15 protein-coding genes are annotated in these 12,851 nt (G+C 68.1%); 8 read left to right on the top strand and 7 right to left on the bottom strand.

Annotation, left to right across the window (positions count from 1 at the left end; genetic code table 11):
* The 3 genes from DPM12_RS00830 to DPM12_RS00820 all read left to right on the top strand — a co-directional run bounded on the left by DPM12_RS00830 (position 1) and on the right by DPM12_RS00820 (position 2,507).
* Positions 1-600 carry an energy-coupling factor transporter transmembrane component T family protein gene (locus DPM12_RS00830; RefSeq protein ID WP_112256285.1) on the top strand — a complete coding sequence of 200 codons (600 nt, stop codon included), beginning with the start codon at positions 1-3 and terminating at the stop codon, positions 598-600.
* A gap of 28 nt (positions 601-628) precedes the next feature.
* Complete coding sequence (locus DPM12_RS00825; RefSeq protein ID WP_112256283.1) at positions 629-1,951, top strand: hypothetical protein; 1,323 nt, start codon at positions 629-631, stop codon at positions 1,949-1,951.
* A 112-nt stretch (positions 1,952-2,063) separates the two neighbouring features.
* Positions 2,064-2,507 (top strand): hypothetical protein, encoded by a 444-nt coding sequence (locus DPM12_RS00820; RefSeq protein WP_211658168.1) that lies wholly within the window; start codon positions 2,064-2,066, stop codon positions 2,505-2,507.
* Positions 2,508-2,567: 60 nt separating this feature from the next.
* On the opposite strand, the gene DPM12_RS00815 is transcribed toward DPM12_RS00820, so the two are convergent.
* Complete coding sequence (locus DPM12_RS00815) at positions 2,568-3,017, bottom strand: NUDIX hydrolase (protein ID WP_112256281.1); 450 nt, start codon at positions 3,015-3,017, stop codon at positions 2,568-2,570.
* 223 nt (positions 3,018-3,240) lie between these two features.
* On the opposite strand from DPM12_RS00815, the gene DPM12_RS00810 reads away from it, so the two are divergent.
* The 3 genes from DPM12_RS00810 to DPM12_RS00800 all read left to right on the top strand — a co-directional run bounded on the left by DPM12_RS00810 (position 3,241) and on the right by DPM12_RS00800 (position 5,576).
* Entirely contained in the window at positions 3,241-3,804 is a 564-nt protein-coding gene (locus DPM12_RS00810; RefSeq protein WP_112256279.1) for a hypothetical protein, read from the top strand.
* Positions 3,795-4,727: a hypothetical protein gene (locus DPM12_RS00805; protein ID WP_123788375.1), complete on the top strand. Its 933-nt coding sequence runs from the start codon at positions 3,795-3,797 to the stop codon at positions 4,725-4,727. The genes DPM12_RS00810 and DPM12_RS00805 overlap by 10 nt, the downstream gene beginning before the upstream one ends.
* A gap of 66 nt (positions 4,728-4,793) precedes the next feature.
* The gene (locus DPM12_RS00800) at positions 4,794-5,576 is read left to right on the top strand and encodes a CPBP family intramembrane glutamic endopeptidase (RefSeq protein ID WP_211658166.1); all 783 of its coding nucleotides are present in this window, start codon (positions 4,794-4,796) and stop codon (positions 5,574-5,576) included.
* Here the strand turns inward: DPM12_RS00800 and DPM12_RS00795 are convergent.
* The 6 genes from DPM12_RS00795 to DPM12_RS00770 all read right to left on the bottom strand — a co-directional run bounded on the left by DPM12_RS00795 (position 5,573) and on the right by DPM12_RS00770 (position 10,617).
* Positions 5,573-7,096: an aldehyde dehydrogenase family protein gene (locus tag DPM12_RS00795; protein WP_112256273.1), complete on the bottom strand. Its 1,524-nt coding sequence runs from the start codon at positions 7,094-7,096 to the stop codon at positions 5,573-5,575. The genes DPM12_RS00800 and DPM12_RS00795 overlap by 4 nt on opposite strands.
* Complete coding sequence (locus tag DPM12_RS00790; protein WP_112256272.1) at positions 7,093-7,947, bottom strand: NAD(P)-dependent oxidoreductase; 855 nt, start codon at positions 7,945-7,947, stop codon at positions 7,093-7,095. Before DPM12_RS00790 ends, DPM12_RS00795 begins: the two co-directional genes overlap by 4 nt.
* A 27-nt stretch (positions 7,948-7,974) precedes the next feature.
* The gene (locus tag DPM12_RS00785) at positions 7,975-8,478 is read right to left on the bottom strand and encodes a hypothetical protein (RefSeq protein WP_123788376.1); all 504 of its coding nucleotides are present in this window, start codon (positions 8,476-8,478) and stop codon (positions 7,975-7,977) included.
* Between the two features lie 2 nt (positions 8,479-8,480).
* Positions 8,481-9,308, bottom strand: coding sequence for a DUF3100 domain-containing protein (locus DPM12_RS00780; RefSeq protein ID WP_211658164.1), 828 nt, complete (start codon positions 9,306-9,308; stop codon positions 8,481-8,483).
* A gap of 75 nt (positions 9,309-9,383) precedes the next feature.
* Positions 9,384-10,328, bottom strand: coding sequence for a LysR family transcriptional regulator (locus DPM12_RS00775; RefSeq protein ID WP_112256268.1), 945 nt, complete (start codon positions 10,326-10,328; stop codon positions 9,384-9,386).
* An 82-nt stretch (positions 10,329-10,410) separates the two neighbouring features.
* Complete coding sequence (locus tag DPM12_RS00770; protein ID WP_158542646.1) at positions 10,411-10,617, bottom strand: DUF2795 domain-containing protein; 207 nt, start codon at positions 10,615-10,617, stop codon at positions 10,411-10,413.
* 141 nt (positions 10,618-10,758) lie between these two features.
* Here DPM12_RS00770 and DPM12_RS00765 point away from each other — a divergent pair, with 141 nt between their 5' ends.
* Complete coding sequence (locus DPM12_RS00765; RefSeq protein WP_211658162.1) at positions 10,759-11,181, top strand: MerR family transcriptional regulator; 423 nt, start codon at positions 10,759-10,761, stop codon at positions 11,179-11,181.
* Complete coding sequence (locus DPM12_RS00760) at positions 11,178-12,776, top strand: peptide chain release factor 3 (RefSeq protein WP_112256264.1); 1,599 nt, start codon at positions 11,178-11,180, stop codon at positions 12,774-12,776. The genes DPM12_RS00765 and DPM12_RS00760 overlap by 4 nt, the downstream gene beginning before the upstream one ends.
* Positions 12,777-12,851: the final 75 nt, after the last annotated feature.

Below are 12,851 nucleotides of genomic sequence, written 5' to 3'. Positions count from 1 at the left end.
ATGCTGATCGGTGCTTACATCGCACGCCCGTCGCCGCTGCACCGCGTTCCGGCGGGGGCGAAACTGATCCTGCTCGCGGTGGCGTGCGCGGCCCTGCTGGCGGTACGGACACCGGCCGGTGTCGGCGCGTCGGTGCTCGCGGTGGTGGTGTTGTACGCGTTCGGGCGGTTACGTCCGGGCGAGGCATGGACGCAGGTCCGGCCGTTGCGATGGTTCGTGCTGGTCATCCTCGTCGTGCAGCTGCTGATCACCGATTGGGTGACGGCGGTGTCGCTGACCAGCCGGATCGTGCTGGCCGTGGCGCTGGCCGGCCTGGTCACGTTGACCACCCGTACCTCTGAACTGATGGCGGCGATCGAGCGTGGCCTGTCCCCGTTGCGCCGGTTCGGAGTCGATCCGGCCCGGGTGTCGCTCGTGATGTCGCTGGCCATCCGCAGCGTTCCTGTTGTCGCGGGTATCGCTCAGCGGGTGCGGGACGCACAGCGAGCCCGCGGGCAGGAACGCAGTATCCGGGCGTTCGCGGTGCCGCTCGTCGTCGGCGTGCTGCGTTATGCCGACACCCTCGGCGAAGCGTTGCATGCCCGTGGGATGGACGACTGACGCGTCGCGATGACGTAACGTCCTCATCGTGTTCCTCCTGACGCTGGTCACGTTCGCCGTCGCGTGGTGGCTCGGGCTGTATCTGCTGGCGAACGCCGAGGGCCGGCCCGCCATGTGGCGTGCGGCATGGGGGCTGCTCGTCTATGCCGTCGTTCTGGGCTTGGCGGCGTTTGACGGTGCGCTGGTGGAACACGTGGACGAGATCCTTGCTGGCCTGCCCGCGCTCATCTGGACCGGCGTGCTCGTCGCCTTGCTCGGGCCCGGCAGCCGGCACCGTGATGCCGCCGAGCTGGTGTGGCGCTGGGCTATCGTTCCCGTCGGCATCCTCGTGCTGGTGACGGTGTCGGTGCTGGACAGCAGCGGGTGGCGGGTCGCCGGGGCGGCGGCCGTGGTGCTGCCGCTGCTCGCCGCGCTCGTCGTGCTCCTGCGAGATCGCGGTGGCGTGCGGTTGCGCGACGGCCTCGTCGTGATCGCGAGCTTGCTCTTCGCGCTCGGCGTCGCCGCTCTGGTGATCCCGTTCGATCTGCTGCCCGACGTCCTCGTGCTCGCGGGTATCGGTCTGGACCTGGTGGTGCTGGGAGCCGTCGTGGCCGTGTCGACGGCGATGGACGTGGGCCAGGTGCTCCGTCTGGAACTGGCACGCTCGGTGCTCAGCGCGGGCATCGTCGCGCTCGTCTTCGGTGTGCAGGTCGGCCTGGTCGTGTGGAGCAGCGAGCCGGACGACGCGGGGCGCATGCTGGTGTTCGGAACGGTCGGGACGGCGATCGCCGTCGTGACGCTGGCGAGCCCCCTCCAGGGGTTGCTCGACCGGCTGGTGTTCGGCCGCCGCGCCGGGCTGCGCACACAGCGTTCGCAGCTGCGCGATGCGGTGGATGCGCTTCCCCGGCGGGACGAGCACCAGCAGCTCGCCGAACTCGACGGCGACGCCCTCGCCCGGCTCGTGCGCGAGGCGCTGCGCCACTACGGCGATCTCGGCAAGTTGGTCTCCAACCCGCTCGTGATGCTCCCGTCCGTCGACGCTCGCCTTGACGTACGGGAGGACGGCGACCATTCCCTGGATCGGGCGGTCGAGCTCAAGGCGATCCTGCACGAGAGCGTGGAGCGGCTGAAGCCGCGCGGCCAGGAGTTCGGCACGAGCGACGAGTGGCGCCACTTCAACGCTCTCTACTACCCCTACATCGTGGGTATCCGGCCATACCGCCGCCAGCCCGATCTCAGCGGCCTGGACGCGAACGCGCGAGCGGCGTTCGACTGGTTTCGCCGCTACGTACCCGAGCGGACCCTCTACAACTGGCAGCACGCGGCCGTCCGGGTGGTGGCGATGGACCTGCGGGCACGAAATTGGCAGTAGTTGGCAGTGCCATGTCTGCCGGTGGCAGCGCTTTCCGGGCGACGGTGGACCCGTTCGCATTCGAGTTCTCACTCCGAGTTCTCGTCACCGATGCCCGAGGAGCTGATCGATCATGACAACCGAAACCACACGAGTGCCGAACCTCGGGATGGGGCGCACCGTCCCGATTCACCGGACGCCACTGCTGCGATGGGCACTGGCCGTCGACGGCGCCGTGTCCGCCGTGAACGGGCTCATCTATGTCGCGCTGGCCGCGGCGGTGGGTGGCCTTCTCGGCCTGCCGGCGACGCTGCTCGTTCCGGTAGGGGCGTTCTTGATCCTCTATGGTGCTGGGCTGGCCGTCATGTCGGGCCGGTCTCGGCTCCGGGCACTGGCGGTCCTCGCCGTCGTCGAGCTGAACGCGATCTGGGTCGTGGCCAGCCTTGTCGTCGCCGCGACGGGCTGGTTCGATCCGAGCACCATCGGCGTGGTCTGGATCGTGCTGCAGGCAGCCGTGGTGGCCGGCTTCGCGGTGGCGCAGCTGGCCGGCCTGCGCCGGGCACGGGCGGGTGCCTGACGCGTCCCCGGAAACCGGGCATCCCATCAAGCCGGATCTACGCCGTCCAGTGCTTCCTCATCACGCACGCGAGTCGAGGAAGCGCTGGACGACGTCCCGGTCGAGGGCATGTGTGAGCAGGGCCAGGACGTCGTCGGGACGCAGCCAGCGCACCTCGTCGACCTCGGAGTTGGGCGTGAACTCCCCGCCGACGAACGTCATCGCCCAGTAACGCACGACCTTCGGACGCGGGGTGGACTCACCGACGTGGGCGCCGGCGGTGCGCGGCACGTAATCGACCTGGCCGAGAAAGCGTCCGACGTCGACGTACAGCCCGGTCTCTTCCCACACCTCACGTACGGCGGCGGCCTCCCACGTCTCGTCGGGATCGAGCTTGCCCTTGGGAAGGGACCAGTCGTCGTACTTGGGCCGGTGGACGACGATGATCTCCACGCCGGCATCGTTGTTGCTGGCGTGTCGCCAGACCACCCCGCCGGCGGCGCGGTCCACGTCGTCCGTCTCGAAGTTCATGACCCCTGCTTCGTGATGGCCTCGTCCAGGATCTTCGCCGGCCGCACGCCACCATTGTGCCGTGGTTCGTGTGGAGCTCGTCACCGCGTGGTTTCGGAGTCTTCGAGAGTGGGCACGCTCGGGTGTGCGCTCGGTGGTGTGCGTGTCAGCGGTATTGCGTACCATATCGTGCGGTGTTGAACCGACCACCGATCATGCCTGATCCTGCGATGCGAGGAGCCGGATGCGTTCGCGCACGTCTGTCATAGCCGCCGTTGCCGGTGCGCTCGTCGTCCTCAGCGGGTGCAGCTCGGACGGCGACGAGCCGGCCGGGCTCGACGCGACCGACGACGCCAGCCCCACGGAAGAGGTTGAGCAGGCCGACGACGGCGAGGAGGCCGGCGCGGCCGAGGACGAGGCGATGTTGGAGGAGCTGTTCGCCGACTTCTGGGACGCCGTCGTAGCCGCGGAGAACGGCCCGGAGGTCGACTACGAGCTGTTCGAGGGCATCGCCACGGATGAAGTGATCGAGGAGCGGCTCGCCCGGGCGCGCGAGTGGGAGGAACTCGGCGTGCATCGCGAGGGTGAACCCATCATCGAGAACGTCACCGTCACCGTCGAGGGCGACGAGGCACGAATCGAAGCGTGCAGGGACGAGAGCGAGTGGCTGGTGATCGCCGATGGTGAACCGGTCGATATCGAAACCACCGGCCTCACTCCCAACGTCTTCACCGCCGAGCGCGACGGTGACGGGTGGTTGATCAACGGACGGCTGGATTCTTCGGAGGCGACGATCACATGCGAGTGACGAGGCTGTGCGCGTGGGGATGGATGGCGTCGCGTCTCGCGGCGGCCACCGTGTTGACGGCGGCCGCGCTCGTCGGTTTCGGGTTTTTCCAGGTCGCGCACGCGGACTATAACGATCCGGACTGCTGGGTCGACACCGGTGATGATGTCGAGTACGTGTGTCACGGTGACGACGACGGCGAAGATGGTGGCGACGGTGACGGTGGCGGAGGCGGCGGCGATCCGACCTGCGACCTGAGCATCGTCGAGGGACGTTCCAACGCGCACTGCCGGGGCGAGCTCGCATGCTGGGCGAACATCCCGTCGGCGCTGCCGGAAGAGGAGTGGCCGGAGGACGAACGGCCCTCCGAGGATGCCGTGTACGTCTTCGTGTACTGCTATAACGCTGATGGGTCGTATCACGACTCCTGGTGGGACTGGCATACGCCAGATGAACCCTCGCTGCCGGACGAAGCGTGGCAGGCCTACGGCCGCCTGGAGTTCCCCGAGTTCACCTTGAAGTTCAGCCCGATTGACAGGTCGCTCGTCGACGTCGACACCTGGTACTGGGTCGACGGCCCGAGTGCGGATCCCATCGAGGGCACATCGGCAGCGGGCATGGTCGCGATCGCCACACCCAGGCACATCGAGGTCGATCCCGGTGACGGTAGCGGGGTCATGACCTGCGAGTGGACCGTCGAAGAGAGTGATGCGTGTGCGCACGTGTACTCGCGGGCGTCGACGAACGGCTCGGTGGAGTCGGCGGATGGTGAGCCTGCCTACGAGGGCCGGGCACGTCTGGTGTATGACATCCACTTCGAGTTCGAGGGGTCGTCGATAGAGCTGCCCGGGCTGCCGGACGAGTTCACCACGGATTGGGAGTCGACGGCCATACCGGTCGCGGAGTCGCAATCCGTCGTCGTGCGTGGTGACGACGACTCGTGAGCAGCGTGAGAACGAGCGTCTGACGAGGCGCATCGCGCGATGCGCAGGCACGGATACCCTCGAAGGGTGGCTTCGCAGAGCTCCCAGGTGGACACGCTCGACGGGCATTCGTGGCGTCGCCTCGGCGTCGAGGTGTGGATCGTGCTGGGCCTGTCTCTCGGGCAGTCGGCGGTGTACGCGGCGGTCCGGCTGATCGAACGGCTCGCCGCAGAGGAACGGCTGTCCGAGCAGCGGGCCACGATGAACGTGTCCCGCAGCGAGGACGAGTACGTGGATCTCACCTATCAGATCCTCGGCATCGGCTTCGGGCTCGTGCCCGTGGCGCTCGCGCTGTTCCTGCTGTCGGCACCGGGAAAGTCCACGCTGCGGCGCATCGGGCTGGAATTCAGCCGCCCGGCGTGGGACCTCGCGACCGGTGCGGCACTGGCCGCGGTGATCGGGCTGCCGGGACTCGGGCTGTACTATCTCGGCCGGGCACTCGACATGAACGTCGCCATCGCCACGAGTGGCCTGGGGGAGTACTGGTGGACGGTGCCGGTGCTGATCCTGGCCGCCTTGCAGAACGCGTTGCTCGAAGAGGTCGTGGCCGTCGGATACCTGGTGACGCGACTTCGCCAGCTCGGTTGGCAGGTGCCCGCGACGATCGCGGCGAGCGCCGCGTTACGCGGCGCGTACCACCTCTACCAGGGGTACGGCATGGCACTCGGCAACGTCGCCATGGGCGTCGTGTTCGGATGGTGGTTCCACCGCACCGGCCGGGTGATGCCTCTGGTGGTCGCGCATACGGTTCTCGACGTCGTGTCGTTCGTCGGCTACGCCCTCTTCCGGGACGTCCTGGGCTTGCCCTAGCCTCCGTAGCCGAACGGAAACGCGGGTTCGGCTGCGGTCTCCGTCCACACCGACTTGGGCTGGGTGTATTCGAAGAGCCCGTCACGGCCGCTGGAGCGGCCGTAGCCGCTGTTGCCGAAGCCACCGAACGGCGACATCACGCTGATCGTCTTGTAACTGTTGATCCATACCGTTCCGGCCCGTAGCCGGTTCGCCACCCGGTGCGCGCGGCCGACGTCGCCGGTCCAGACCGCGCCGGCCAGGCCGAACTCGGAGTCGTTGGCTAGCGTCACGGCCTCGTCCTCGTCGTCGAAGGGAATGGCGACCACGACCGGACCGAAGACTTCTTCGCGCGCGATCCGATCGTCGTTCGTGACGTCGCGCAGTACCGTCGGTGGCACGTAGAAGCCCCGCGACGGGGTCTCGGCCCGCGTCACCGTGTTCGCGCCCCCGGCGACGGCCTCGCCCAGCATCTCCTGAACGCGGTCCAGCTGGGAGCGGTTCTGCAGCGGGCCGACCTGCGTGTCCTCACCCAGCGGCGGCCCGACGACGAGGTGGTCGCCCAGCTCGGCCAGCTTGCTCACGACCTCGTCGTAGGCGGAACGCTGGATCAGTAGCCGGGATCCGGCCACGCAGCTCTGCCCGGCGCCGGAGAAGATCCCGGCGGCGGCACCTCCGACGGCGCGGGGGATGTCCGCGTCGGCGAACACGACGTTGGCCGACTTCCCGCCGAGTTCCAGGACGCACGGGATGAGCCGCTGTGCGGCCGTGGCGGCGATGTGCCGTCCGGTCTCCGGGGAACCGACGAACACCACTTTCGCCACGCCGGGGTGGGCCACCATGGCCTGCCCGGCTGTGGGTCCCAGGCCGGCGAGCACGGAAATCGTTCCCGGCGGGAGCCCCGCGTCGACGGCGAGTTTGCCCAGGACCACGGACGTGAGCGGTGTCAGCTCGGACGGCTTGAGCACCATGGCGTTCCCGGCGGCGAGTGCCGGTGCCAGCTGCCATCCGGCCGTGAATATCGGGGCGTTCCACGGGGTGATGGCGGCCACGACCCCGTAGGGCTCGCGCAACGTGTAGTTGAGGTGGGAGGTCGGAACCGGGATGACCTCGCCGTGCTGTTTGTCCGCCCAGCCGGCGTAGTACTCGAACATCTCGGCGACCTTGGCCACCTCTCCGGCAGCGTCACGCAGTGGCTTTCCGCCGATGATGGCTTCGAGGCGGGCCAGCGGATCGGCCTGGGCGCGGATGTGCCGCGCCAGCTCCCACAGCAGGCGGGCACGCTCCGAAGCGGTGAGTCGTCGCCATGCCACCGCACCTTCCTCGGCCGCGGCGGCAGCGGCGTGCGCCGCTGCCGCTCCCCCGTCGGTGTAGGCCAGCAAGGGGTGGCCGGTCGCCGGATCTTCCAACTCGACCGTGCTGTCCCGCCCGGCGACGCCACCGGCGTACAGGCCGGTACCGACAAAGCTCGCGACGGGAGCGTCCGTGCCGAACCAGCTGTCCCAGAGGCGGCGTACGAGTGTGGTCGCGTCGTGGGTCATGGTTGCGCCATCCGGTTGAAGTCTTCTGCTGCCCCGAGCCGATCTCGGGTTTCCTGCCACGCGCGGGCGACGTCCTCGGCGAGGGGAGTCTCGACCCCGAGGGCGTGGGCGATGTCCGCGGTCAGCGCGACATCGCGGGCCATCAGCCCGAGCGTGAAGCCGGAATCGAACGACTGTGACAGCACCCAGCGCGGCAGGTTCACCTCGGTGACGGCGCTGCGCCCGGATGCCGTGTTGACGGCGTCGACGAGTCGCCCGGCATCGACGCCGGCGGCCTGGCCGAGGCGCAGGACCTCACCGGCGATCTGCAGGTGGGTCGCGCACAGCATGTTGTTGACCAGCTTCGCGAGATGACCCGCCCCGGGGCCGCCGACACGGGTGACGTGCCGGGCGATCACGCCGAGGACGTCGTCGGCTTCGGCCACGGCGTCGTCGTGTCCGCCGACGAACGCGGTGAGGGTCCCGTTCGCGGCGCCCTGTGCTCCGCCACTGACCGGTGCGTCAACGTAGCTGTGTCCGCGGGACGTCAGCGATTCGGCGACCTTCGTCGTCGACAGGGGATCGCACGTGGAGGTGTCGACGACGAGGCGGTGCTCGGTGGCGCTGGCCAGCAAGCCGCCCGGACCCAGCAGGACGTCTTCGACCTGGGGAGATCCTGGAAGCGAGAGGATCAGCGTGGCACAGCGCCGGACCGCGTGGTCGAGATCGACCACCGGGATGGCGTCGCCGGTCCTGTCTCGTGCTTCGGGTGCCGGATCGACGCCCATGACCTCGTATCCGGCGGTGGCCAGCGTGTGGGCGATTCCCGTGCCCATGGTGCCGAGACCGAGTACGGCGACGGTGGCTGGCATGGTGTCAACTCTCCTCGTTGCGGTTGGTCAGCCGGTGATGCGCAGGACGGTGTCGGCGATGACTGCCGAGCCGAGGTACGTCCCGGCCAGCACGAAGATCGCGATCACGAGAAGTTTCCAGCCGGATCGCTTGACGACGTCGATCTCCCGGCTGCTGACGGCGAGTCCCGCGTAGGCCAGGCACGGCACGCTCAGCGCCAGGAAGTCGATCTCCTCGACCAGGTGGAGTACGGCCTGGTCCCAGGGCACCATCGGTAGCGTGGCGGCGATACCCAGCAGCGAGATCCACGCCACGCTGGGGAGGTAGAACGGGACGAACCGGGCGAGCACCAGTCCTCCCGCGCAGATGCCGTACAGGCCGGCCATGCCCGCCAGGGCGGCCAGGGGCGACATGTCGGTGACCATCAGCTGGAGCGACCATCCGATCACGCTGATCAGAGCGAGATCGCGCAGGGCAGGCAGCAGTTCGATCTTTTCTCGCGGCAGCCGGGCAGAGCCGGCCGTGCCGGCCGCGGCGTTCTCGGTGCTCATGATCATGCCTCCTTCTGGGGCGTGGCCACGGCCTTTCCGGCCGTGGACTTGCTGTACAGCCACTCCACGAGCGGAAGGGCAACGAAGAGGCTCAGGTACATCCCGGTGGCGTAGGTGAGAAGGTTGCTCGCCCCGGACATCGCGACGATGGTGTCGCTCATCGCCGGAAGCGCCTCGCTGAGCGCGCCGGTGCATGACGCCATCATCGAACCGCTACCGACGCCGCAGGCCATCGCGAGCGCCTCGGGGTCGAGGATGTCGACGGTGGCCAGAATCGATGCCATGACGGCGAAGATGAGCGTGCCGAATAGCGTGCCGACGACGTAGACGCCCATGACGCCGGCGCCTTCCGGGCTTTTCAACCCGTACCGGTCGGCGATGATAGCGATGTTCGGCTCGCGGGCCACGGAGAAGGTCGCACCGATCACCTCGCGCCCCATTCGCAACAGCCATACGGCGATCGGAAAGGCCAGCGCGACGGTGCCGAGGTTGCCGAGCTCCTGCAGGAGGAGAGCGGGTCCGGCTTCGATGATCTCCTCGATCGATGGCCCGATGGTGGTGCCGAATTTCGCGATGAACGGCATGATCGCGACGACGATCAACGGGGAGGCGGCCTGGACCTCGGTGTTCCGGATGATCGCGGAAGCGCGCCTGATGACGTTGGGGTTGAGCAACACCCCGAACAGGAACGCGTAGAGCAGCGGGAGCAACAGGATCGCACCGATCCCGATCGGGATCTCCTGGATGCCGATGAACTGCGCCACGATCGCGATCACCAGGACGGCCAGATGCAGCCGCCACAAACGGGCGGCCTCCATCACCGTACGCATGGAACCTCCTGGCTCGAACGGGCCGATAGCTGTTGCGCAGGGACGTTACGTAGGCCACGGGCGTTGCACAAGACATCAATCTGGTGATGACCGTGTTGCTGCAACAGCAACACCGGCGCTGTCCAGGGACGCGAGGTGCGTAGCGCAATGCTCGACGAGTCTCTGCGCGGCATGCGAGAGCGTGCGCCCGGAACGCACGAGGAGCTGCGCGCGCACCGCGTCGGGCTGGCGCGTAGCCAGCGGGACCGCGCACAGCCGGCCGTGGCGCAGGTGTTGTCCCACGGCGACCCGGGGAAGCAGCGTGACGCCCAGATCGGCCAGGACGAAATCCACCATCGCCTGGATCGAGCTACTGACCAGCCGGACGTCGAAGGTCATGGAGTGTGCGCGCTGGAGCTGATCCGTGAGTGTGCGAAGGCCGAACCGCCCGGGAAGGACGGTGACGGGCACGCCGTCGAGCTCGCTCGGTTCGACCTGGTTCCGGGTGGCGAAGGAATGGCCGGGTAGGCAGATGACGTGCAGTGGCTGCGGTGCCTGCCGGACCGTCGTCACGTCGGTGTGGGGCTTGGCATGCAAGGCCAGCGCGATATCGACGTCGTCGGCGATGAGCAGGTCGATGATCTCGTCGGTGCCGCCGGTCACCAGATCGACGGAGATCCCGGGGTAGCGGCGGAGGAAGCTGGCCAGCGCGTGGTTCATGAGGTCGTCGACAAAGCCCTCGCCGCTGGCAATCCGGACCGTGCCTCGTCGCAGTTCGCGCAGATGATCAAGCTGTTCGTGGAGCAACTGTTCGAGGTGGACGCGCTCCTTGGCGAAGCGAGCCAGGACGTGCCCGGCTTCGGTGGCACGGATACCGCGTGCACTGCGTTCGAGCAACGGTGTCCCGAGACGGCGTTCGAACTCGGCGATCTTGCGGCTTACCGCCGACGGCGCGAGCCCGAGCTGGCGGGCCGCGGAGCGGATCGAGCCGGTCGAATAGACGACGCGGTAGTAGTGCAGCGTGCGCTCGTCTGGTGTCATGAGCGCAGCATACGGCGGGATCCTCGAGATTTACGGCCGTTCCCGTGGACACCGCCGGGAACCTGGCGCACGCGCCGCGTCGTCAGTCGCCGACGGGCACGCCCGAGAGGTGAGCCCATAGCTCGCGCAGCGAACGGAAGCTCGTATCGGGAAGCCGGCCGAGCGTTTCGAGAACCTCGACGCGGGCGCTATTGGCCGTGGCCCAGGCGAGAAGGTCCTCTTTGCTGGCAGGTGGTGCGTCGAAGGCATCTTCGACGGCGTCGGCGATCTCGATTCGTGTCACAGTCACGATGCTTAACTCTACCCTAACGTGAGGGAAGGGTTGCACGGACGTCCAGCTTGCAATCATGGTAAGGACTTGATGCCTCCGACGATTCTCTCGTCAGGGTAGACTCGAAGCATTGTCATCTGGCCATGGAAAGGTCGCGCTGTGTCGTTGCAGCACATGCAGATCGGCGAGGTAGCCGAACGGGTGGGCCTGTCCCTGCGCACCATCCGCTATTACGAAGAGGTGGGCCTGGTCCCGCCCTCCGCGCGCACGCCGGGTGGATTCCGGCTCTACACGGAATCCGACGTGGCGCGCTTGAACCTCATCAAGCGGATGAAGACGCTGGAGTTTTCCCTGGACGAGATGCGCGAGCTGCTATCCGTGCTCAGCCAGCTCGAATCCATCGGTGACGAGCCCTCCGCCAGGCGGGAGGAGCTCATCGAGCGACTGGTCACGCACCGAGCCGTCGCCGAGGAACGGTGCGCCGCGTTGCGTGCCCAACTCGAGACGGCCGAAGCCTTCGCGGCAGACCTTCGCAGCGAGATCTCCCGTCAGCGGCGCCAGAAGGTAGGGCAGGCCCGGTGACCGCGGCGCCGGTCGCAGCCAGCGCGGTGGCAGCCGAGGCGTCGAGGCGGCGCACGTTCGCCGTCATCAGCCACCCCGACGCTGGCAAGTCCACACTGACCGAAGCCCTGGCCCTGCACGCCCGTGTGATCGGCAATGCCGGCGCCGTCCATGGCAAGGGCGGTCGCCGTGGCGTCGTCTCGGACTGGATGGAGATGGAACAGGCGCGCGGCATCTCCATCACATCGGCGGCGTTGCAGTTCGAGTATGGCGACAACGTGATCAACCTGCTCGACACGCCTGGGCACGCCGACTTCTCCGAGGACACCTACCGGGTGCTCGCGGCCGTTGACTGCGCCGTGATGCTGCTGGACGCCGCCAAGGGACTCGAGCCGCAGACGCTGAAACTGTTCGACGTCTGCCGGCATCGTGGCATCCCGGTCCTGACGTTCGTGAACAAGTGGGACCGGCCCGGGCTGGACGCGCTGGCCATCTGTGACCAGCTCGAGGAACGCATCGGCTTGCGGCCCACGCCGCTGACGTGGCCGGTCGGTGAATCCGGGCACTTCCGTGGCTTGCTCGACCGCCGCAGCGGCGAGATGGCCGTGTTCGAACGGGCCCCCGGCGGGGTACGTATCTCGGCCGAACGCCGGCTGACACCGGACGAAGCCGCCGAGACGTATGACGGCGAATGGCACACGGCGCTGGAAGAGGTGCAGCTGCTGGACCACGTCGACGAGGCATCGTTCCGTGCCGGGCGCACGACGCCGCTGCTCTTCGGCGCGGCGGTGAACAACATCGGTGTCGGGCATCTGCTGCAGACCCTGGTCGAGCTGGCGCCGCCCCCGTCCGCGCGTCCCGACGCCTCGGGCGAGCTCCGGGACGTCGACGAACCGTTCTCCGGCCTGGTCTTCAAGGTGCAGGCCGGCATGGACAAGGCGCACCGTGACCGGGTCGCGTTCGTGCGGGTCTGTTCGGGGCGGTTCGAGCGCGGCGCCGTCGTGACCCATGCGGCGACGGGCCGTCCGTTCGCGACGAAGTACGCGCAGGCCCTCTTCGGCCGTGACCGGGACACGGTCGAGATCGCGTACCCCGGCGACATTATCGGGCTGGTCAACGCATCCGCGCTGCGGCCCGGAGACACGTTGCACGCGCGGGAAGCACCGGTGGAGTTTGCCGGGATGCCGTCGTTCGCGCCGGAGCACTTCGCCGTGTGCCGGGCGCGCGACACCGGGAGATCCAAGCAGTTCCGGCGCGGTATCCAGCAGCTGGAACACGAAGGTGTGGTGCAGGTGCTGCGCTCGGAACTGCGTGGTGATGCCGCTCCGATCCTCGCCGCTGTGGGCCCGCTGCAGTTCGACGTGTCCGCGCACCGCCTGGAGCACGAGTTCGGCTCTGCGGTGCGTCTCGACCGGTTGCCGTACTCGCTGGCCCGGCGGACACGTGCCGATGATCGGGCCACGCTCGACGCCGAGCACGACGTCGAGGTGGTGGAACGTGGTGATGGCGCGCTGCTCGCGCTGTTCAGTGACAGGTGGCGGCTCGCGTCGGTGCAGCGCCGCCATCCGGAGCTGATGCTCGAACCCCTGGTCGCCGGCGCCGACGTCGAAGCGTGAGATTTTCCGAATGATCATGTTTGGTACGTTTTCTCGGGCCGTAACACGACTGCAGACGTGTTACGGCCCGAGAAA

The sequence above is a fragment of the Phytoactinopolyspora halophila genome (assembly GCF_003287285.1).
In the GTDB taxonomy this organism is placed as follows: Bacteria; Actinomycetota; Actinomycetes; order Jiangellales; family Jiangellaceae; genus Phytoactinopolyspora_A; species Phytoactinopolyspora_A halophila.
Note: the sequence above shows the minus strand (reverse complement) of the source record. Positions and strands in the feature narration are given on the sequence as shown.